The organism is Spirochaetota bacterium, from assembly GCA_040756435.1.
GTDB lineage: Bacteria > Spirochaetota > UBA4802 > UBA4802 > UB4802 > UBA4802.
Genome location: JBFLZD010000012.1, coordinates 19,492 through 43,716 on the forward strand (window position 1 = coordinate 19,492; position 24,225 = coordinate 43,716).

General features: G+C 37.8%; 16 protein-coding genes and 3 pseudogenes. 2 read left to right on the forward strand and 17 right to left on the reverse strand.

The genetic code is table 11. The annotated features are described in order from the left end of the window. Window positions 1-2: 2 nt before the first annotated feature. From AB1444_05195 to AB1444_05270, 16 genes and pseudogenes are all read right to left on the reverse strand, one after another. Complete coding sequence (locus AB1444_05195) at window positions 3-2,546, reverse strand: DUF2194 domain-containing protein (GenBank protein MEW6526050.1); 2,544 nt, start codon at window positions 2,544-2,546, stop codon at window positions 3-5. Next, window positions 2,527-7,443: a tetratricopeptide repeat protein gene (locus tag AB1444_05200; protein ID MEW6526051.1), complete on the reverse strand. Its 4,917-nt coding sequence runs from the start codon at window positions 7,441-7,443 to the stop codon at window positions 2,527-2,529. Before AB1444_05200 ends, AB1444_05195 begins: the two co-directional genes overlap by 20 nt. Before the next feature lie 27 nt (window positions 7,444-7,470). Next, a complete protein-coding gene (locus AB1444_05205) occupies window positions 7,471-8,538 on the reverse strand; it encodes a hypothetical protein (GenBank protein ID MEW6526052.1) in 1,068 nt (355 codons plus the stop codon). Window positions 8,539-8,682: 144 nt separating this feature from the next. Next, window positions 8,683-9,351, reverse strand: a complete 669-nt coding sequence (locus AB1444_05210; protein ID MEW6526053.1) for a lysoplasmalogenase — start codon at window positions 9,349-9,351, stop codon at window positions 8,683-8,685. A gap of 146 nt (window positions 9,352-9,497) precedes the next feature. Then, a complete protein-coding gene (gene csrA, locus AB1444_05215; protein MEW6526054.1) occupies window positions 9,498-9,764 on the reverse strand; it encodes a carbon storage regulator CsrA in 267 nt (88 codons plus the stop codon). Window positions 9,765-9,768: 4 nt separating this feature from the next. Further along, window positions 9,769-10,221 carry a flagellar assembly protein FliW gene (gene fliW / locus AB1444_05220; protein ID MEW6526055.1) on the reverse strand — a complete coding sequence of 151 codons (453 nt, stop codon included), beginning with the start codon at window positions 10,219-10,221 and terminating at the stop codon, window positions 9,769-9,771. Window positions 10,222-10,245: 24 nt separating this feature from the next. Beyond that, window positions 10,246-11,508: a flagellar hook-associated protein 3 gene (locus tag AB1444_05225; protein ID MEW6526056.1), complete on the reverse strand. Its 1,263-nt coding sequence runs from the start codon at window positions 11,506-11,508 to the stop codon at window positions 10,246-10,248. A gap of 3 nt (window positions 11,509-11,511) precedes the next feature. Beyond that, window positions 11,512-13,422 carry a flagellar hook-associated protein FlgK gene (gene flgK, locus AB1444_05230; protein MEW6526057.1) on the reverse strand — a complete coding sequence of 637 codons (1,911 nt, stop codon included), beginning with the start codon at window positions 13,420-13,422 and terminating at the stop codon, window positions 11,512-11,514. A gap of 8 nt (window positions 13,423-13,430) precedes the next feature. Beyond that, entirely contained in the window at window positions 13,431-13,925 is a 495-nt protein-coding gene (locus tag AB1444_05235; GenBank protein MEW6526058.1) for a flagellar protein FlgN, read from the reverse strand. An 85-nt stretch (window positions 13,926-14,010) separates the two neighbouring features. Continuing rightward, complete coding sequence (locus AB1444_05240; GenBank protein MEW6526059.1) at window positions 14,011-15,099, reverse strand: hypothetical protein; 1,089 nt, start codon at window positions 15,097-15,099, stop codon at window positions 14,011-14,013. Between the two features lie 278 nt (window positions 15,100-15,377). Further along, window positions 15,378-15,782, reverse strand: a pseudogene (locus tag AB1444_05245) (aldo/keto reductase). A 5-nt stretch (window positions 15,783-15,787) separates the two neighbouring features. Further along, a complete protein-coding gene (locus tag AB1444_05250) occupies window positions 15,788-16,276 on the reverse strand; it encodes a flavodoxin (GenBank protein MEW6526060.1) in 489 nt (162 codons plus the stop codon). 30 nt (window positions 16,277-16,306) lie between these two features. Continuing rightward, window positions 16,307-17,202, reverse strand: a pseudogene (locus tag AB1444_05255) (alpha/beta hydrolase). Between the two features lie 398 nt (window positions 17,203-17,600). After that, a complete protein-coding gene (locus AB1444_05260) occupies window positions 17,601-18,446 on the reverse strand; it encodes an aldo/keto reductase (protein MEW6526061.1) in 846 nt (281 codons plus the stop codon). A gap of 5 nt (window positions 18,447-18,451) precedes the next feature. Further along, a pseudogene (locus AB1444_05265) lies at window positions 18,452-18,921 on the reverse strand (alpha/beta hydrolase). A gap of 77 nt (window positions 18,922-18,998) precedes the next feature. Then, window positions 18,999-20,186: an iron-containing alcohol dehydrogenase gene (locus tag AB1444_05270; protein MEW6526062.1), complete on the reverse strand. Its 1,188-nt coding sequence runs from the start codon at window positions 20,184-20,186 to the stop codon at window positions 18,999-19,001. 176 nt (window positions 20,187-20,362) lie between these two features. Between AB1444_05270 and AB1444_05275 the strand changes: the two genes are divergently transcribed. Then, window positions 20,363-21,241 (forward strand): AraC family transcriptional regulator, encoded by an 879-nt coding sequence (locus AB1444_05275; GenBank protein MEW6526063.1) that lies wholly within the window; start codon window positions 20,363-20,365, stop codon window positions 21,239-21,241. A gap of 28 nt (window positions 21,242-21,269) precedes the next feature. Next, complete coding sequence (locus AB1444_05280) at window positions 21,270-22,070, forward strand: type II CAAX endopeptidase family protein (protein MEW6526064.1); 801 nt, start codon at window positions 21,270-21,272, stop codon at window positions 22,068-22,070. Window positions 22,071-22,110: 40 nt separating this feature from the next. Here AB1444_05280 and AB1444_05285 read toward each other — a convergent pair whose 3' ends face one another. Further along, window positions 22,111-24,012: a PAS domain S-box protein gene (locus AB1444_05285; protein ID MEW6526065.1), complete on the reverse strand. Its 1,902-nt coding sequence runs from the start codon at window positions 24,010-24,012 to the stop codon at window positions 22,111-22,113. Window positions 24,013-24,225 lie beyond the last annotated feature (213 nt).

The window sequence follows — 24,225 nt, forward strand, 5'->3', positions numbered from 1 at the left end:
ATCTACCACACTATTACTGATTTATACTTATTTGTTTTAACAACAATATCCCCGGTTGCTGGTGTATATTGCACTAAGTTGCAATTAATAAGTTGCTTATGCTGTTTGGGGATTCGTGCTCGTATATAATAACTGTGTCCTGCTCCGCCGGGAGTGTATATTTCAATGCTATTACCCCTAATTTTAAAATTAACAGCAGAAGAATTATATACAACAAACTCATAGAAAGCATCTTTCACAGTCATCCATCGTATCCATGGGTAATGTTGTTTTAATGTACCAAATTCTTTTTCAAAGTTGCTTTTTAGCCAAAGCCACCCCTCATAGGATTTTGAGCGCATTTCATCAAAAACATCGTCAGGATGGATAAAATGGCTTATTACACCAAAGTTATGAAATGCATCATAGAGTGCAAATTTGTCAAAATCCTGAAAATAATATCCAGAAGTAATGCGTGGTATCTGGTAAAACCTGTTATCTGGTGTCCAATCAAATTCCTGCTCAACCTCACCACTTTTTGCAACATACAAAGTAGCTACTACACGTATGCTGGGAAACACCTCACCTAATGCCTGCAGGCCTGTTGCATCAATAATGTTATGGGGTGCAACATACGTGAATGGTAAAGCACTTTCTCCATATAATGCAATCCATTCATTTTTTGCTACCGTCAAAGCCTGTATTATTGTTTTCTTATCAGGCCATGGTACTGAATCATATTCCTTGGGTTTTGTTAAAGTTAATGACATGTGATTAAACCCATGAAGGCCAAGTTCAAAACCATTCTCAAGTGCAGCTAAACCCATTTTAGCGCTCAAGCCATTTTGTGAAAGATAAAAATCCCTTACAGAAAATCCAGCTTCATCTGCTTTTGTGTCCCTGTTATAATTGAATATCAGAAAACTTGAATAAACAAATCCAAACTGCTTTTGCCATGCCAGTATGTCTTTAAACCATACATCAGAAATAAAAAGGGTGTCTGTTTCTTCAGGTAGTTTCTTTAACTTTTCAATGATCTCCTCTAATTTCTTTCGGTTAAATTTATCTTTTTCATTTTGTAATAAATCGCTGTAGTATTTGATTCTATAAGGCTTATATGCAACATTCCACCATGGTGCAGGGAAATCATCAATCATCATTAAACCAACATTTATCATCCCTGTTGCAAACACATCTGCTATTTTATAAATGCTCTGAACAATCATTCCACGAGTCAACTTAGATTCATCCAGCAAATTAGTATTCCAGTACAATATTTTGCCTTTCTTTATTGTTCGTTCCCATACTACAGGATATTTATCAGCATCAAATAATGTATTAACTGTACCAAGAACTTTTACATCATTTTCCAGAACTGCTCTGCGTACATTACAGACTATATCATCACCAGGCACATTTACTCCATTTAAAAACAATGAGGGTTGTAACGTAAAACCCTGTTTAAAATATTCTTCTTTTTTTATATATTCTTTAATTCCTATAAACGTATTCAATTCACTATTTGGTTCAACATAATTTAGAAATATACATTTTCCACCATTTTCCACATAACCTTTCAATAACTTTAATGGAACAGCATCTGCAGTTTTAGTTGCCACCAGTAGCGCTTCATATTCAGTTAAATCATTTGCCACCAATCCTTTTATTTCTTCTTTTGTATACACATCACAGCGAATCTTTGCATATTTAAAGGCATAGAGTATATTATTGTTTACTACATTTGATCTGTCTATGTCACCAATTATCACACCCACATTAAGATAGCCATCATCATAAAAGAGTGCTTCATGTATAAACCGTGATGTATTGAGCATTACTTTGCTCCCACGCACCACGTAGTTTTCTAACGCAAATGCTCCCGTCTTTGATATAACAATAACACTTGATTTGCCATCCCCTGCTTGAGGTGGTGCATCAGTTCGTTGTAGCTGTAAATATGTCTTCACATCTTCACGCAATGGGATAATCTGCTGATAGTGCAATGATTTTGTTACATCCTGCTTTTCATCCTTTTCTACCATTGCACTGTCTTTATATATGATCTTTATATTGTTTGGATTGTTGGTCCAGAATCCCTGGAAGTAAATCCCTATCTTTGTAAAAAGAGGGCGTATATAGGGAAGTAAATCCCATTTTGTTTCGTTGCCATCCTTATAGCCATATGCACCGTAGGAATTGACAATGATAATTTTTATCCCTTTATCAGCTGCATCAATCATGAACTTTGCATAGTTTATACCTATGTCCTTGCTTGCCACAACGCCGCCATTATACCAGGTAACTATCGCCCGTATATCATCAAGATTACTTAACGATGAAAAGCCCTTATCAAAATCATAATATTTTACCTGCAAACCATTTGCGGTAATATCCTTTTCAAAAAACCATTTTAACGGGTTACTATCATCGGTATACCCTTCGGATGATTTATAGATACACAATACCGAAAGCCCTTTTGCTTTTGCAAAAGAACTCACTGTGCTAAATATAACAATACAGAAAGATACTGTTATTAAAGCGATAGTTTTAATAAAGCTCAATTTCATAACGTATATCCCATTTTGAAGGTTTATCTTTAAGGTACTGTACTTCTGCACCTGCACCAACAGTTTTTATTTCTGCAGCAAGATTTTTTAATCTTTCAGCTATTACTGCAGCCTGTTTTTGCGATAAAGCCATATTGGATTGCTTGCTTCCTACAGCATCAGTATAGGCAACAATATTAATCCGTGTAAAGCCACCCATCTTTGCCAGTTTACCTGCAAGCTGGTCAAGTATCAGCACCCCATTGGTTGTAAGCTCATCACTTCGTCCTTTAAATATTGTATCCTGATTGAACATATATACAATACGTTTGCCTTTCTCCTGCTTTATCAGAAATCCCACCATAAACGGTACTTTCTTTGATACTGCGGTATTGCCTGCATCATCTGTTATCTCCATTTGGGCTTCTAATTGCATATTATACACTGCAGGTTCACCTTTATCATCGGTCCCATCCCAGGAAATTACTTTAGGCGGCATGCCTGCACCATTAATTACTTTAACAACAGCACCATCATCGCGCATAAATCTAATCTGCCACTGCGCAACATCTCCATCAACTGATGGAGTAATACGCAATGGTGTTTGCAGCGGTGTAATTTCATTTGGCTCAACTTTTATGTCAACTGCTACTTTAGTAACGACAGTAACAGTAGCAGCTGGAGACTTAACGACAATCCCATCATCATATTTTATAGTAAGTGCAGCTACATATTCTCCATCAGGTACTGTTTTGAGATTATCATCTAATCCGTCCCATAATACATCATACGGGATAAAGTCATTTCCTCTAATTGTTTTTACAATTCTATTTTTATTGCTTATAGAAACAAACCAACTGGCTATATTTTTCTTGTCCGTTGCCTGAATAGTAAAACTTACTGTATCCTTAATTTTATCACCGTTTGGTGAAAATTTGGGATATGATGGGTTCAGAGCTATAGCACGTTTTGCTGCAGATAGTACAATCTCCTGCTTTTTAGAGTTGAATCGCTCACCTGCAGAATTTTGTATGGTAAGCTGAACATAGTATTTGCCTTCCGCAGCCAGCACATTGTTTCTGGCCGTACCATCCCATCTGAATGTTCCCGGCACCGCACCAGCAAGGCTATATTCCTGAATCTTCTGCCCTTTTTCATCATAAATTTCAATCCACCACTGCTGGATACCTTTTTCATCAAATGCAGTTAAACTCAACGTTGCAAAGTCATCCTTGCCATCGCCATCAGGTGTAATAAGCGTTGGATTGGCTGACACAAATAGTACTGGTTTGCCACCGGCCCCTTTTGGGCTATATATGCTGAAGAATTTACCTGTTGCACCAAACTTCAGGTCATGTGAGATATATGTTTTATCAGCAGTAGATTTGGGCAGGGTAACATTTGAATACGTATACTCTGCAAACAGATTAAGTTTATCCCAGCTCTGTGAAAGTGAGATTCCTGGCATCATTATGCGCTGATCAAGTGAATCATATTGATACTGCAAAAATACAGAATACAACAACCGCCCGCTAAAAAGATTTTCAACCTGCTGCGTTATTTTAACCATTGGGCCATAATAAGAAACCCCCCGTGGAGCCCAGTATGGAACAAGCAGTATATCTCCGGAAGAATACTGGTTAAATTTTGTATCCTCGTACGAATAAATACCTGCAATATCAAAAAACATATTCCATTGCGGTATACGATATACTCGTACTGTAAGCTGGTTAAAGCTAGACAATCGAGTATTGGTATCCGATAGCATGCGGTATTGAAGCGCATTATACCAGAAAAGCCGTTTACTCAATGGGAAATCATATTCAGAAAAATTTATATCAAGAATACCCTCAAACATATCATACGTAATGGCATCTCTAAACTTCATCTTTAACGACTGTGAGAGATCATTTTCATCATCATGACTATACGCTACTTTTACGGTAACTCCAGTACCTGGCGGCATCCACCAGAACCCAGCCCCATAGGACAATGACATATAACTTAGTGATGTATCATACAAAGGATTGCCGTAATCTACCGTACCCGAATACATGGTACCGCCCAGATGTGCAAAAAGCCGCATATACAAAAACCTGAAGGGAACTGCAATTTCAGCAAAAGCTTTATGCATTGTCACATTCCCTTTAGATGGATAAAAGAGCTGCCCGGTTGTAGCAATGCCTCCAGAATCAGTTTGTTTATTCAATTCATAGCCCGCCTGTAATGCAAAATACTGGCTGGGCTCATATAGACCACTTAAGCCAATACCATAGCGTGTGCGTATATTGTCACTAAAATATATACTATTGCCAGTAATAGAAGGAGCATGCTGTTTTTGTAATTCATAATGAGCCTTACGTGCATATTCAAAATCCGGTTGTGCATTAATGCATATTTCATAGTTTCCCTTAGCATCCTTCCAGTATCCCAAAAATTCATTGATATTGCCCATAGCAAAATTTGCTTCCACGTTCAACGGCTGCACTTTTAAAATATTTGAATAATATTCTCGTGAGGCATTATAATTGCCGTTTTGCAAATAGAAGTTGGCTATCTCTTTATAAATACGCGCATTGTCTATCTCCAGGTCTAAGAACTGCTTTTCATACACATTGCGCATTGTGGCAAGGCCAAATGAAAGCTTCTGGTTAACATCATCATCAATAGATTCCAGCAATGAGTCTGTATTTGCCAGTAAAACTTCAATATCCTGAAGTGAGCTTTGAGAAGATATTTCTCCTTTACTTAATTTTACCAGTGAAAGCATTTGTTCAATATCATTCTTATATGTTGCAGATACTTTTTTACTCTGCAATGACTCTTCTAAAAGAGCTATCGCCTCATTGTATTTTTTTGTTTGTGCATAGGCAAGGGGCAACCCGGGAAATTCAGCGCCGGCAGCCAATTTTTTTACCAACTCAAAAGAACTGACTGCATTTGACGGTTTATCATACAATAAATCAATGGTTCCCTGAACCTTATATGGTTGATACATTTGTGGATTTAATTTCTTTGCAGTTGCAGCATACCTATAAATCCTGTCAGACTCAAAGTGCCAGCCTGTTGCCGCCTGCATTGCTGTATACGTCTGCACATCTTTGCCAAATGCCGCAGTGATATCATTGTATACATACAGCTCTTTCTGTATTTCTTTTAATTTTGCGTTGTACCATTCAAGCTTTGCTTTATCGCTGGCAAGCGACGATGGCTCAATGACAGCCTTGCCTTTCTTTTTATCATCTATCAGTTTTGCATATCGTTTTTTAATTATGCTACCATCATCCTTAATGGTTTTAATCAAAGGCATTAATGATTGCAATCCAACAGTATGTATGGCCAATCGTGTTACCTTTTGTTCGGCCTGCTCAATTGAGTGAAACATCTTATATGCAAGCAGAGCATCATATTCCTTAACCGCATCACCATACATTCTGTTCCATATATACGTATCAACAAGCCCTTTGCGTAAATTGACATCATCAGGATTTTTTACCAGTGCCTCTTTATAACTATCTATTAATGCCCGACGCTCTTTTGCAAGCTCATCTTTAACATCTAATGATATACCCGATAGTTCCGGATATAAATCTACAACCTGTTTTGCATCATTAATTATTCTTGCTGCTTTTGTACTTTCACCTAAATCAAGATATATCTTAGCCAATTTTTTATATGCTGATATCTGCTTTTCATTTATATCGATTATGCGGTAATATTGTCGTATGGCATCATACGCCCTTCCTGCCCAGTAATAATTATCACCTAAAACCTCAAGCACTTCAATATTACTGGGGGCAATAGTTTCAGCCTTTTCAAATGTGGCGATAGCTCTGTTCATTTCACCTTTCCACGAATATTGTGTACCCAGTGAAATATACGCATCCACATTTTCCGGATCTATGGCAATAATTTCCTGATAATACTTTATTGCTTCATCATAGCGATTGTTCCAGCCTGCAAGTACTGAAAGAAGCTTTCGTGCGGTGATATTTTTTTCATCAATAGCAATGATATTTTTATATTCACTGATGGCTGCATCTAATTGATCTGACCATGAATAAAATGCAGCAAGCTCTAGCCGCATATCAAGATCACGTGGATTTTTTTCCAAATATTTTTTTAGTAAAAATATTGCTTTGTTATAATCATATAGCCAACCATAAATTTGCACAAGGGAAAATAGTGCTTCTCTATCACTAATATTTGCACGTAATTTTTTTTCATAAAATTCAGGAGCATTAAACAGTATGCCATCACCCGGAGTGGCAAAATCTTTTGGTGCAACCTCAGGAAAATCCATAAGCTGTGCTATACCTGTACTATATTGAGGCAATAATAAAATGGCATCAACATAAAAGTAGTAATCCCAGCCGCTGCTTCTTTTTTGTTTTACTCTAATTGTCAGGGTGTGTTTCCCAGCATTGAGTGTACCACTGGCAATTTTTACCCAGTAGAACCCACCAATACCATAAAAACTTTTCACATACACATTCTCAGCTGATGCTGTCTGAAACGGGCCGTTGTCAATTTGCCATTCAATGGGGGATGCATAGCCAGGCCTATCCTTATATGCTGATCCGGGAGGGGTGCATCCCATCCAGAAATCATATTCCTTGGTATGGGTAACATAAAAAACATAGGTAGCAAAATAACCGTCCTGTGGGGGATCAACATCTTTTGAAAGTTGTAACGCAAACTTATTACTGCAAAAGAAGTTATATATGGGTTCACGAGCAAAATTCGTTGATACCGCGTTTTCACCTTCTATCCATATATAATTTTTATATGTTATCTTAGAAGTGCGGTTTTTTTCATCGCTTTGAGCATTATCGGTAAATTGTGCATAGGTTATTGCTGCTATAACCAGAGCACTTATTATTGTAAAAAATATCTTTAATCTTCTTTTTATAATCATATATACCCCTCATCCCCAAATGGTGTCTTACTTTACTAATTTTTGAAGTATCATTATTGCCTGCAATCCTGTTACTGATTCATCAGGATATGCATCCTGGCTCAAGGAAGCAGTCATAATACCCATATCAACGGCCAAACGCATAGCATTATAATATTCATTATCATTTTTTATATCATTGAAAAAAGGAGGTGATTCATTTTTAAATTTTGACCGTAATCCTTCATTATTACGTGATAGTACTAAAAAATCCTCAACTAGCTTTGCCATCTCACCACGAGATACTACCATAAATGGTTCAAATGCGCTCCCCTGAATATACGAAAAGAATCCCTTCTGTCGTAAAGAGACAATTGCACTTTTATACTGAGACTTCTCCAGATCAATAAAATTGGCATCAAGTGGCTTTGCAGTAGCAATATACTTTTGCAATTCAAATATTTCATATAATATATATGCAAGCTTATCTCTTGTCATTGTGGGCTCAAGAATAAAGTCAGAAACTTTTGCTACATTGATGGACAGTGTCTTTATACGGGATATAACTTCAAGTCGGTTGGCAGCAACAACCTGCAATTCCCTGTTAAGCAATAAGGCTTTTGTGTAATTATCACGTGCCTTATCATAATCTGCTTTTAAAAAATACGCATCACCCATTGCTATAAATGCCATTGGATTATCCAAGCCTTCCACTGCACGTAAGATATCAAGTGCACCCTGAGCACCCGCTTTCCCTTTTGTAGAAAGCAGTACACGTGCCTGTATAATTGCCCCCAATGGATTATTCCCTGATGGAGAAGAGGCAAGTTCAACCTGTGATGATGCATCCTGATAGTTCCCTTTTAAATAATAATAGTAGGCCAGTAAAGCAGCTACCGTTGTATCAGATTTTTTTTCTTTTATCAGTTCTGCCTGCCGTTGCATCAAAAGAGTATACGCTTTGTTAATAAGCTTATCTTTTAGCACAGGATTTTCCAGTGATTCCGCATTGGTTAAATTTTTATATATACGTTCATAATCCTTTTGTGGGCTCTGCTTTATTAATTGCCCGCAAGAAATAAAAATTAGTAGAATAAAAATAAATATCTTTTTCATAACACACCACCATCATATTATTTACACTAAGCTCAAAGTATTATCAATAAATTATACTAAAAATAACTCATTATTTACAAGAAAAATAATGATAATTTTTTACATCACCAAAGATAGTGCACTGAGTTAATAATCTTTTTTTCATCAATAATAGCAGGATACTGCAAACAGAAGCTGTGCAGGTGCATACAATGACCATGTCACAACAGTGCTATGAGGTACTTTGTGTACAAACTGGTTAAATGCAAGAACACCGTCAGATATGGCAAAAAGGATTGCTGCTATGGTTACAATGGCACCCCGGGGGTATACATTTTTCATAAACGTACCAATAGCCAGGAGTAATACCAAGGATAAAACAAGCATATACAGTATGACCGGAATATATAGTTTACCTTTTGCTTTGTGAATTACTAAATAATACAAAAAGAAAATCAATAGAATAATCATTATAATAATTATATCAATGGTTCCAAAATGATAATTAATACTCAGCGCATACACATAGCACAGATGGGTTAATAAAAAGAAAAAAAGTCCATGGATAAAAAAGCTTATCTCTTCAATCATAAGAAAAGTATCCGCAATCAATGCAAAGACAAGTCCGGCAATAATAAAGATATTATACACGGTAAAACCACGGACATATGACAGATACAATGCAATAATAATGACAATATAGGTGATAAGGGGGGTGAAAATATATTTAAGCTTCAAAATCTTTTTAAAGGCCACTATCTCACGGAGAATAAAAATAATAAAAAATATACCTACAAGATATGCAACATTTGTCTGTACAATAATATCGGGCATTTTCCCTTCCCCAAAAAATAGGATTTCACCACCATCATTCCCAACATGATATGGATTCAATCACGTGATTGTAAGTCCTGAATCATGTTTGAAGATGACAGGATAGTGTTATCATTTACAGCAGGTACTTATGAACTGTGTTACTATTATTTTTTTTGGTTGTCAATGTTTTTTTCTTTATGAGTCTGCAATATATCAGTAATATCTTTGAGTGTTTCGGGTTTAAGCTGAGATTTCATTGCGGCAATATTTTCCTTCTGTATTTCTTCATATATCTCTTTACGGTGCACTGCCACCGATTTTGGTGCCTTGATTCCTAATTTAACCTGATCACCTTTGATATCAATAATAACTATCTCAATGTCATCGCCAATCATGATACTTTCGTTTACTTTACGCGCCAGTACCAGCATGCAATCACCTCTTCACCTGTGCTTTTTTTATCTCTTCCAGGATGTAATGGCGCACCGTGTATTTATCGCTTAATGATATGGCCTGTTTGCCACGTCGTGTTTTAGGATTAATAAGAACAGGCCCCTGTAGATTGGCGGTCATTTGTGAAGGATCTTCTGGTATGGTAACTATCGCAAACACTATGACTTCATCAGGGCTTTTTGCACCTATATCCTCTAAATCTTCTGACATAACGTTCAGTTCATACTGCATCATAAAATCTATGGGGCGTATAATCACAAATGCTAAATCAGGTTCATCATACGCCTGCAGCCATTTAAATGGTGATTTTTCATTGGCATCCAGAATGACAAATTTTTTAATGTCCTCAAAACCATAAATGCCTTCAGGGAAATCAATAATCTGCCGTTCATCAACTTCAATTTGCCCAAATGGTTTTGTTGCTATTGTTACCAACGGTTGCACCTCTTCATAGCGTTATTATCGCAGGAAATCCATAAGTGTGGGCTTGATTGACCGCGCACCAACTGCCAGTGCATAGTTGTGTACTGATTCAAGCCACCTAAAGTTCATTATGGTTTCAGGAAAATCAATCCCTTCAGATTTTGCCAGTATGTCAAGTATATTACTCTTTGCATATTCCGAACGTTTTGCAAGTTCCTCAATCCTGTTTTCTTTTGCACCAACTGCAGCAATGTGGCGCAACACATTATCAAGCGCCATATCAATAAGTCCCAGGTCACGTCCACCAACAAGCTCCTGATCACCCCGCACCAGGTCATCACGCAATTGTATAACCATATCAAAAATTGACATACCACTTACTGACACCGTGGGATCAACATTGTTTGGCGGATTGGGAAAATCAGGATTTACCATGCCAGCATCGCGCAAAAATGTCCCGCTACCTTCATCTTCAAGCCATATAGCATGCGGTACCGTTGTTTCAAGCACTAAATTGTTTCGCGCACCTAATGATGCTTTTACGCTCAGGCCAGCATTATTAATCTTGTCTATAACCATATCAATGGTATCACCGGCGGCAATCTGAATTGAAACGCCATCAATCTTAAATGATTGTGTGGCAAGGGCTCTGTATTGCGACACATCTTTGTTGGCCGATAGCACCTGATTGGTTGCCCAGAATGCCCAGTTTCCCGGAACATTAACATCCAGATACTCGCTGTTTGCAACCTCGCGCAGTATTTTGCCTATATTTCCACGGTACTGCACACCAATCATAGCATTCCCCTGATTGCCTGCAGTGAGTGTTTGATAGATGGGGACAAATGGGTCAGGTATATTTTCAGTGCCTGTTTGATAGCCACCAAAGATGGGCTTACCTGTCGCCCCCCTGATATTTGCAATGTTAACAAGTTCTTCTAACATCTGATTGATTTCGGTTGCTGCAGCCTCTTTTCGTTCAAATGAAGTGTAGATGCCATGTGCACCCTGAACTGCCAGAACACGCAGGCGCTGAAAAATGCGAATAACCGATTGCAGTGCTGAATCCACCTCGCTTAATTTTGATTTTGATTCATCAATGTTTTTAATATACTGCTCTATCTCAACCAGTGCAGTCTTGTACAGCATCTGATTGGTGGCAGCCACAGGATTATCACGCGGGAACTGCACATTTTTCCCTGTAGCCAGCATATCCTGCATTTTATCCATTTCCTGCTGATGCTTATTCAGGTTGTATATCATGGTATTATTAATCATCTGGTTGGTTACGCGTTGCATGGTTTATACCCCCTGGCCTAATTTAATGATAGTTTCAAGCATCCGGTCAATCATGGCAATTACTCGCGCTGAAGCATTGTATCCATGCTGGAACTGTACCATATTTGCCATCTCTTCATCTAAGTTAATCCCTGATACTGACTCACGGAGATTGGCCAAATTTTTAAGCAATGTTTCCTGGCTTGCAATTCTGTCTTTTGCTTCTTCGCCCTGCGAACCAATGCGCGAAATAAGCGAAGTATAAAAATCATTGAACGTTGCATTTGAGTCTATCATTGCATGCTTGTGCTTGAGAGCTGCCAGTGCCAGTGCGTTAGATCCATCACCAACACCATTTGATGTATTGTAGTCACCGGTACCACCTAAATCTTTTCCTTTTGCAGCAGCTATTGAATCAATATCGTATTTGATTGCATCATCAATATCCATGTACGATGCAGGATTAAACATTGGCGTAATGGTGATATGTTCTCGCGATGCAATTATCTTGCGTATATCATCCACCCTGCGATAATCAAATGCACCCTGTGGACCTGACTCTTTCAAAATGCCTGCATACCCCACTAATAGTTGCCCTGAATCTTCTAAGTGCCGTATAATAAAATTTTTCTTATCAGTGTCTTCGGCGATAGTAGCTTTGAAAGCTAACTGGCTGTTGTGATTAATGTAACCCACAACGCCAATCTTTGCATCATTCACACGCTTGATGACATCAAGCAGCGTGTCAGTTGCATAATAATTTATCTTGATTTCCTGATCCATTGCGTTGTTTTTCACGAAGGTAAGTGTACCGGTAATTCCAATGGCAGCGGAAGCATCAACCTTATTGTTACCTGAGATTTTAAAAAGTGCTGTTACATCATAGATGCCATCATTGTTCAGATCAAAGTTTCCTTCGACATTGTCGCTTACCGCGATGTGTTTAAAGAAATTATTATTTGTTTGATTGTTTTTCCCAAAGCCATCTCGGTGCACTTCATTTATTAAATCAGCCAAATTTATTGCAAAAGCATTCACATCATTAATATTCTGGCGCAAAACTCCATCACGTATAGAAATAAGACCTGCTAACTCACCGCTCTGAATAGTAACATCGGTGAGTGTCTGTTTCCACAGTACCTTATACATGCCATTATTGTCGGGATCCTCAATGGCAACAAGTGGCCTGAATACCTCACCCTGCACCAGGTTTTCCCCACCAATATACACTATAAGCTCATCCTTGTCCGTGCGGCTGACACTAATATTTATAAGCTGGGACAGCTTTTCTATCAATGCATCACGCTTATCTTTAAGGTCATTGGGATTATCGCCTAAGGCTTCAGCTTTCAATATTCGTTCATTCAAATCACGGATTGTCTGCGCGTATTCGTTTATCTGCTCCACGGTATGCCCAATCTGCCTGTTTGCCTGCTTCTGCAGTTCATATAATTTACCATACGTATATTTCACTTCATTTGCTAAAGCTATTGCCTTTTCTTTAACCACCTCACGAGTTGAGCGCTCTTCGGGGTATTTTGACAATTCCTGAAATCCTTCCCATAGCGCATCCAGGCGGCTTCTAATTGACTGGTCAGAAGGTTCATTATATACCATTTCAATCTGATAGATAAAATCATTGCGGGCTTTCCAGTACCCAAAAGCCTGCTTTTCAACCATAATGCGGTCATCAATAAATTCATCACGAATGCGCTGAATCATTGCCACTTCACTGCCCTGACCAATATTGCCAGGCTGGTTAGCCCTGTTTAAAGCCGGTACATACAATGGATCAGATGCTGTTATCACCACTCGCTGGCGTGAATATTCTTCATTTGCAGCATTTGAAATATTGTGACCGGTCACATGCAATGCCTGCTGGTGGGCAAGTAACCCTTTTTTACCAATTTCTATTCCCATGAATGTTGAATTCATATACCACCTCACACTGTTTTATTCATCAGTACTGCCCCGCTGGCACTGCGTTTTGCTAATCCTTCTGGTCCATAGCCTGTTTCAATGGTTACCGCTTTTCGTAGTGAAGTCAGGATTACATTAAAAAACTCTATATTATCATTAATAAGCTTTTTGTTTGCTTCATGAAGGCGTGCAAATTTTTCAATAGTAGTTTTAAGCTTTTGAGCCTGTGCTACAAGATTTGCGTCATCATGCATCCTGGTTAGCGTAATAAAGTCCTTGAGTGTCATATCGTGTGATTGAAATGTACGACCGGTTGCATGGGTTTTAATTAACTGTTGTCGTGACTTTTCCAGCTTTTCCAGAGTAAGGATTAATGTTTCCTGCTCTTTTGATAATGAAAAAAGTAAATCACCGTTAAAAGCCGTTATAGCTTCTTTCTTCTGTTCTTCCAGCTGTACTAACCGGCTGTATATTTCTTGCTCCTGTGAAAGGATAGATTGCAGGGTTTTGGTACTCATGAACTCCCTCCTTGGATATAAGGATACTACTGTTTCCTATCGGAATATTTGGGCAGTTCATGAAGATTTTTATTTGGCAGGTTAGTTAAACTTTCACACCAGCAGATTCTAAATATTCGTGGTAATGGACTTCGCTCAATGCATCTATATCTTTAATCTGACAACCAACTTTAATGATCTTGTTCTCCATCAAAGCAATATTGCGCACCACACACAATACATTTGCCCTGGCACCATTGGGCAGTAGAATATCCCCAATGACATAGCTTCCTTCTTTAAAATACCGTATATACTTTCGTTCCCTGAACACAATGCCAATTCCGCTAAATGATGCATCAGCAATAAGCAAACGATCAGTTTCGGGGATAAATAGCTTATTTTTTTTAAAAAGCTCATCAGCAACAACACCCAACCGTTTTATAACTGAAAATATACCATCAGTCAGTGGCTTGTCACTGTTAACCTGTATATAGCCATAGGGGATCTTGCCATGATACAATACCGGCACTGCAATTTCAGCAATAAGATTTTTTCTGTTTTGAAGAGCATGATCCTTTGCATAAATCTCGTTTATATAGGTGTTAAATATCTTCTGACTTTTTGCATCAGGTTGTGCATTGATATTTGGTATAAAAAAAGGAATCGGGTTGGCATAAAAATATTTCATTCGTGGATCGGCCATACCCTCATTTAAAAAATATATTTTTACATACGGGAAGCGTTTTTCTAAATCAAACCGTAAAATTTCCTTAACATTATCTACTTTTTTAAGCGATAGCGCCAGCGAATTTTGCAATATATAATCAGAAATCAGGTTAGTAATAAACAATACTGCCTTTCCTGCACCTAACTCAATTCTTTCTTCTTTTCGGGGAGTTGAAATTATCTGAAACTGTACAGGATAAAAGACATACATATCGTCAACATCTTTTTCTTTTAACTTAAACACACCATTAACGATATAACTGTCTTTACGGGTTAATATAACACATGAATCAGGCATATTTTTAACATAGGGAATTTTGAATGCAACCGTGCCGTCAGCAAAACCCATATAGACTATCTTTAAATCCCCACTGGCAGTTCTTAAAAAAACATCATTATTGGCAAAAAAAAGAGAAAATATTTTTGGAAACTGCCCTTTATCTGTTATAGTGCGTATCTGTTCTGACATGATTACCTTGCATTTTTTACTACTTGGACAATTTTAGTACAATTGGACTGATTTTCAATAATTTTTTTGATACCTTTAAATGTTGCATACATTGAATATACTTAATTTTCAATCAATAAAAAAATACTTATCTTTGATTCTGCCCAATCTTTATAATTATATATTAAGAGCTCCATTGATACTCTCACTCACTCTCATCATTTGTGTATAATATATATAATACTATGGGAACAGGATAATAGTCTATCTAATTTGTTAAACTTCTTCAATGGGTGTAATTACCTATAGGTCAATTTTTCCAATTCTTCTGGGTATCTATCTCCACACACAGAGATTTTTGCTAAAGCATCGTCAATTTCTTTGAGTTCATCTTCAGAAAATTTAACTCTAACTGCACCAATATTTTCTTTAAGTCTTTCCAGTTTAGTTGTGCCAGGAATTGGGACAATCCATGGTTTTTGCACCAACACCCATGCCAGGGCAATTTGAGCTGGCGTTGCACCTTTTCTTTTTGCAATGTCTTTAACAATTTCCACCAGAGACATATTTGCCTTTCTTGCTTCAGATGAAAATCTTGGGACAATGTTTCTAAAATCAGAACTGTCAAAATTGGTATTCTCATTAATTGCACCTGTTAAAAAACCTTTGCCAAGTGGACTAAAAGGGACAAAACCAATCCCTATAAAATTTAGTTCAAAATTCCAATGGCGTGCAACCACTCAGTAATATCTTTGTCAGCATTGTGGACGCTCCCTCCACGAATTGCCAGTCCCTTTAACACCTTTGAATGTGGGCATAGTCTTTTAATATCACTTTCACTTTTACCCATAACACTTCCCTCATGTGTGCACACTGGAGCAATAATTTTCCCTGAAAAATCATGCCTCTCAAGAAATGTAAAAACTACCATCGGCATAGTTCCCCACCAGTTGGGATAACCAAGAATTACAATTACATAATTGTCTATCGATTCAAGGTGATGCAAAAGTTCTGGTCTGACGTTTTTCCTTTTCTCTTCCTTTGCTATTTCTACTACCTGGTAATAATCTTCAGAATAAGATTTTATTGGTTTGATTTCAAAAATGTCACCTCCTATTAAATTTTGAATTTTTTGAGTTGCCACCTTTGTATTACCACTGTGCGTAAAATAAGCAATGAGAATTTTTGAATTTGGCATTTTCTACCCCTCTTTAGATTTTTAACAGTATTACTTTGTCATGTGTTTTTCCCAAAATTTTATAGCATTATCTATCCAGCCTTCTGCGACTGTTCCTTCCCCAAGCCCAAATCCATGTGAAAGTCCCTGAAAAACCTCTATTTCCGCATCGGTTCCATTTGCCTTAATCCTGTTGATTCTATCCTCCATCGTTTTGTACGATGCAATTCCGTCATTCGTTCCCACGCATGCAAATGTCGGGGGTTCCTTTCCTGTCACTTCCGACAAACCGGTATACTGCAAAATGACAGCCACAGGACGCGGATACCTCTTTTCTCCAAAGCTCTCAGTTCCGTAGCTTCCAAGCCATGCTGCCATACGCGCTCCGGCAGACCCTCCCCAGAGAGAATAGTCTTGCATGTCTATTCCGAGTTTGCTGGCGTTCTTATGCAGGAAAGCAATTGCCCTTGCAAGGTCCTCACAGGCAGTACGCGCACCTGGGCGGTAAATTAAAGCAAATGCGTTATACCCCTTTTTGCTGAGTTCAAGAGCATGGGGAAAACTGTCATGCATTGCTCCGACATATACAAATCCTCCGCCTGCATTGACAATTGCTGTTTTTGCGCCTTTATTGCCGCGAAAAAAAACAGCCCTGTATCCTCTTTGGTAGGGTCTTGTACTTTTTCTTTATCAGAATAAATTTCATAGAAAATTGTATCTCCTGATTCGGTACGTTCTTTCAAGTAATTAACGATTTCCACTGTTTTATTCGGGTTAATGTTGCTATACCATGTCAGGGAGAGTTTTCCAAGAGTATCTCCACTGTAGTACCTTTTATCAGTCGGAAAAAGCAGCCTTCCAAAATTTCCAAAAGCTGGATCCTTAATCACATCTTCAATCCTTGTATCTGCAGTAAAAGCTTTATAGGATTGATCATTTCCTAACACTGACCTTACTCCTTTATCCTGTGAATTCTTCTTACCACTCCATAATACTTTCTTCCCGTTATAGGTATATTTAATTTCAGCGTTTCTACCAGGGGAATACACTTTTTTAAAACAATACAGAAAATTGCCGACCACATTATCCTCAACATCAATAGAATAAACGGATGTTCGCATTAGATCCGTCCTGTTTTTGTCGTAGGTGTACGCAAAATCATCGGTTCCTGTCATTACAAAGACGAAGTAATAATTCTGTATTATCCCTAAGGCACCAAGCAACAGTGCCATGAGCAGTACCAGTACAGTAATGGCATTTTTCCTCATTTGCTCGCATACCCTGTGTAATATACAACATTTTAAAGGACTTTTTTACTTTAAGTCCTTTCAACTGCATCTATAACCTATCTCTTTAATGAACAAATAAACTTGACCGTTTCAGGATCCCTATGAGAAAAGAAAGCGCTTTCTTTTGCATCCAGTGCCGCAATTCTATCCATATCTTCAAAAGAAAGCTCAAAATCAAATATGTTGATATTCTCAATGATCCTTTCTTTGTGCACTGATTTTGGAATTGCAACAACCCCCCTCTGCACAAGCCAGCGCAGTATAATTTGAGCAACCGATCTACCATGCTTTTGGGCCAGCGATACCAGCACCTCATTTCTAAACATGTTTTTCCTGCCCTCAGCAAAAGGAGCCCATGATTCTATTTGCACTTTGTATTCTTCCATTATTTTTTGACTGTCAATCTGCTGGCAGAATGGATGCGTTTCCACCTGATTTACCGCAGGAGTTATTTCATTATGGAGGATTAGATCAACAAGCCTGTCTGGGTAAAAGTTGCTTACTCCAATTGCCCTTACTTTTCCCTCGCGGTACAGCTCCTCCATAGCTCGCCATGAACCATAAACATCGCCAAAAGGCTGATGAATCAAATAAAGGTCAAGATAATCAAGCTGAAGATTCTTAAGCGATTTTTCAAAGGGTTTTTTGGTTTTTTCATAACCGGTGTCCTGAACCCAAAGTTTTGTAGTGATGAAAAGTTCTTCTCTCGGGACACCGCTTCTTTTTATTGCTTTCCCAACAGCTTCTTCATTGCCATATGATGCAGCAGTATCAATAAGACGATACCCTGCTTCAATTGCATCACAAACACAGCGTTCACATTCATTAGCATCATTTATTTGATAAACGCCAAACCCTAAAATCGGCATTTCTACACCATTATTTAAAATTACATTTTGCATAAAAATACTCCTTTTACTCCAATTCTGTTTCGATCGACAATTTTCTGAAGTCCTAGAAAATCTACAGCTGCACTGAAATCTTCTGTGAAAATCTCAACAGATGCTACATGTCTGGGTTTCCCACTGCTCTCTCCTGTGTATGATGGGTCAAATGCAATGCAACAAAACCACGTTCTGCCATTTGATTTGCATATAAACCCGATGATTGTTCTTTAACAGCACCAAAAGGTCCACTAATGACAATTGCGGGCAAAGATCCGCTTTGTCTGTTTTTAGGAATATACAAGTCTCCTGACAAAATAATTCCATACCTGTTTTTGAATGTTACTTTTTGTCTGGTTACTTTGTCACTTAATTGAAAGGTGTAATGTTCTGATTTTTTCAAAATATTCATATTGACTGAATTTTGATTTTCATTGCAGGCTTGCCCCAATAACATTACTGAAACGATAGCCAAAATTGATAATGCTCTCATATTTTTCCTCCTAACGTTAAAATATTTTACTAGCCTATTTACAAAAAGAACAAATATCTTTTCATTATCCTCAAAAATTACAGTGCTGATTTTAAAACTTCAATAATATCTCCCTCACTCATTGGCGGAAGTCCTGGCAATTTACCATTTTCATCATGTATAATGCGAATTGTATCAGCAGCATATTGAGGTATCAGTTTATCATCAATAGTAAGTTCAGATAATCTTGTTGGGCATCCAATACTTCTAAGAAATGATTCAAAACGATTTATTCCTTCAAAGGCACAATCAAGATCTGAGGAAGATTTTGCCTTTAAGCCAAAAATTCTTTCGGCAAACTGCACAAATTTTTGAGTATTATACCTTGCTGCAAATCTCATCCATGAAGGATTGATAACAGCAAGTCCTGCCGCATGAGGGATATCATGATATGCAGACAAAGTATGTTCTATCATGTGGACGGGATATCCACCATTTACACCTGCTTGAACCCATCCATTTAATGCAACAACCGATGCCCATTGAACCTGCTCACGTGCTTGCACATTGCTGCCATCAGCCACTGCTTTTGGCCCCCATTCCATTGCAGTCAAAATAACACCTTCGGCAAAGCGATCCTGAATTGGCGTATAATCACTGCTATTAAAATAACCCTCTGTTACATGGGTGATTAAATCACATATTCCATACGCTGTATGATCCGCAGGAACAGTTATTGTAAGCTCAGGATCCACCAGTGCAACCTTTGGGTATAAACACTCTGCCTGAACAAAGGATTTCTCTCTTGTTTCTTCATTTGTTATTACTGCACCATCGTTCATTTCTGATCCCGTAGCTGCTAATGTTGGCACAGTAATTACTGGCAGAGCTTTAGTTGGATAATATGGCTTTGCCTGTCCATGATAAATCATATCCCATGGATCTCCATCATAATAAAAGGCTGCTGCCATTACTTTTGATGCATCCATGGTGCTACCTCCACCAAGAGCTATAATGACATCACACTTTTCTTCTCTTGCAATAGAGGCTCCTCTTTTTACTGTGGTAAGTCTTGGATTTGGTTCAACCCCACTGCACTCAACCCACTTTATCCCTGCCTCTTCAAGGCTTGCTACAGCTTTATCAAAGGTCCCATTGCGTTTTACACTTCCCCCACCTGTAACTATCATAGCCTTTTTACCATATAGACTAACGAACCCACCAAGTCGTTTAACCACTCCTCTTCCAAAAATAAGACGTGTTGGGTTATAAAATTCAAAATTCATGAAATCCCTCCTTATTAATTAAAAAATTTTGACTTAAATTAGCGCATTTCCATAATTCTGTAAATATCTGAATTTACAAATAATTGCCTGATTCTACAAACTTTTAAAATATTTATTGCATTAATTAGCTATTTTTTGCTAAATTATACAAAATGCTATAAATCAGGTATAATTTTATGAATCATAACAGAATGGTTGAGCTTTTAAGCTCCCTTGTGCCAGAAGAAGGTGTTATACAGAATGTTATTGAAGGAGTGGATTTATTTCGTATAACATCATCAACACCAAGAACACCAGTAACTTACAGCCCGGCAATTATTATACTTGCACAGGGACAAAAGAAGCTTTTCATTGGTGATGATATTGTTATCTATGATCCACTTAACTATCTGGTTTTATCTGTTCCACTGCCGATGGAATGTGAAACAACAGCTAGTGCAGAGAAGCCCTTGATGGGTGTTAAAATCAAAGTAGATACAAAGACAATAGGGGAGATTCTTCTTGCAATTGATAATGATAATCACAACATGACATCCCTTCCTAAGGGCATTCATTCAGTTCCACTTGACGAGCAGATAATAAATGCAACTATCAGGCTTTTAGAATCGTTACATTCATTAAGAGACCGTCGTTTTCTTGGACCAATAATTGTAAAAGAAATTATATATAGGGTCCTCTGTGGTGAAAAAGGAGGGGCCTTGATGGCACTGGCTTATAGAAATAAGCATTTCTTTCAGATTGCACGTATTCTTGATAAGATACATGAATCATACATCGAAAAGCTTGATATAAATTCTCTTGCTCATGAGGCAGGTATGAGCATATCTGCTTTTCATGATAACTTTAAAAAAGTGACGAATATGACTCCCCTCCAATATATAAAAAATGTCAGACTGCATAAAGCTCGCATATTAATGATGGAAGAAGGAATCAGCGCCTACAGTGCAGCCTACCATGTGGGATATGAAAGTCCATCACAATTCAACAGAGAATACAAAAGGCTTTTTGGCATAACACCAGGAAAAGATTCTGGAAAAAAGTTGATAAATCTTTAATGAAAGATGTATCAATAATTTAGAACTTATGAAAAATTACCTAAAAGCAACATATATCTTTTCGCTACTGCCACAGCAGGTAAAAAGTCATTGCCTGACATCATTGAACAATACTCAGCGTTCATTGCTGGAGAAAGGCCTTACAGAAATAAGCACTTTAACCACTAAACAGCAGATCACTATACTGACAGAATATATCAACTATCTGCAAAGGATACAACTCCATTATATTCATCTGCGGGATATATGCGTTATAATTTCTTTTTCTATTTTTGTGGTGCTCATTATGTTGTCGGTACTCTTATCGTATGGAAGTGGTCGGGCACTCTCTAGTATGATGTACATATTGCAGTACGGTGGTGCACATGCAATCATATCCCCTTTTATTGCTGTGTATGCATACAGGGTAATGCAAAAGCAAATCATTCTACTCTTGACACCGTTACATACTTTTCGTGATCTGCTGGGTGCTCTGGGAGCTACTATCGCAATTATACTTCTTTTTTCCGTTACAATTCACGCGCAGGCGATAGTTGTTACAAAAATATCTATTGCTACTGGTATACTATCAATTACAGCAGTACCTTTTACCGAAGAATTATTTTTCAGAGGGATAATCTTTTTGCATGGTGGGAAGAAATATGGGTATGGTGCTTCGTGGATTTTTACTTCGTTTGTATTTGCCACTATTCATCTGCCGCCAACACCTATGGAATTTTTAGCATATTTTATGTGCAGCAGCATTTTATGTTATGTTGCTTACAGATATTCATTGTTTGCATGCCTGGTTTCCCATGCACTATCTAACGGCCTACTATTTTTACTATAATTACTATAGCATTTAAAATAGCAGGAATTATTGCAAAAAACTATGCTGCAGGAAGATACAGACTCATCGCAGTACCCTTACCTGGTACAGAATCAACATGAATAAATCCACCACCATTGGTAATAGTTGAATACACAATTGAAAGCCCCAACCCCGTGGCAATGGATTTTTCTTTTGTAGAAAAAAATGGCTCAAATATACGCTGCTTTGTTTGTTCATCCATACCCACGCCATCATCGCTGATCGTAATAATGGCATATTCAACATCTGGGTTTGCCTCGGGATGCACTGCTACTACAGTATCAGAACACCTGCTTTTTACACATTCAATAGTTATTGTGCCTCCCTGAGGTTCATTTTTTCTCATTAAAGTTACTGCATGCGAGGCATTAATGCAACAATTAATAATGGCCTGCGTTAACAATACTTTATCGGTAGCAACATAAATTTCCCTTTCTGGTATCTTGTATATAACAGTAACTATTTTTGGGAAACTGCTGGTGCATATAGTTTTCACATCATTTATGACATCCTGTATTTTCACATTTTCTACATTACCGGTTGTTTTGCGCGAAAAACTTAACAGCTTTTTAACCAATTCGGCAGCCTGTGTTGCTGATGCTGTTGCAGCATCAATAGATTGTTGTAGGGACCTGGTAAAATCAAAATCTTTTTTTTCTAAATATATTGTGCTCAGATTCAGGTTGCCAATAATGCTGGTAAGCATATTGTTAAAATCATGCGCAATACCACTGGCAAGTGTTGCCACTGCCTCCATCTTCTGCAATTGATGAATATGCTGGTTTAATTCATTACGCTCTTTTTCATATTGTACTATGTTTGTGATATCCTTACATGTAACCAAAATAACATTGCCCCGTTCAGGATGTATCAATACAAGAGTAATATCCGCCCAGAAATGATTGCCATTTTTTTTCCGGTGTACCCATCTAAATTGTATCTTCTTGTTGGTTAATGCCTCTTTAATATACCTGTTTGCTGATGCCCGTGAATCATTGCCATCAGGCTGTTTGGGTGGTGATATATCTGCAGGATGAAGACCTAAAAGCTCATCTTTTGAAAAGCCAAAAATCTGTTCTGCTGCTTTATTGCAATCAATGATACCGTGTTCATCAATAATCAAAAGCCCATCGGTAAATTCTTCAAATATTGCTTTAAAGCGTTCCTCGCTTGCCTCCAATGCTTTCTGCAACTGCCGTTCACGGGTAATATCATGCACCACTGCCATAATGACTGTTTTATTTGATATGGCAACCAGTGAAAGGTGAACTTTAAGCCACATAAGCTCACCACTTTTTTTATAAGCACTCCATTCAAATATATCTGCACCATTTGTTACTGCTTTATCTATATGTTCTATTGCATTGGCAAGTGTAAATTGGGTATTGGGAGGATACGCAATTGAGGGATTTTCGGTCATAAGTTCTGTACGCGAATAGCCAAATAGCTCCGTAGCAGCTACATTCACATCAATCACTTCACCGGTATGGCTATCATGTAAAAAGACAGCATAAGGAATGGTTTCAAAAATATCATGATAGTGGGTAAGCGCATACGGATACTCTTTTACCGTGGCAAGGTTTTCCTTCTGATCTGAATAATCGGTTCCAAGCAAAATTGCCTCAACATCTTTTACAAGTTCCTGAGCCTGGAGCATTGTACAGTGAGAATTTTCTTTACGGTATATTACGGGTAATACCGGCACTTCACTCCAGCGTACAATATCTAAATACAGTAAAAAGTCTTCATCACTGTGCATGCCCACATCAAACAACACAATATCAGGCATACGTTTGTTAATGGATTCTTTACTGCATTCATCGCGTTCCACCAAAGACAATTGAAATCCCTTCTGTGTAAAAACCTCAGAAATCTGGTCACGCAGCGCTTTGTTTAACAACAATACTATTAAGCTGGGCATTGGCACCTCGTTTTTAGGCATTTGCCTAACATACATAATTTTAAAATTAAATCAACAAAAAATTATACTATAAGCACATTTCTTGTTTGCCTGGTGATTATCAGGGATGTCTGGAAGTATAATAAGAGGGGATTATGGTGAGTGCATACTATTTGAAAATAATATACGAAACCAACCTTTTATTCAGTTACTATCGCTCAATAACACCATTTA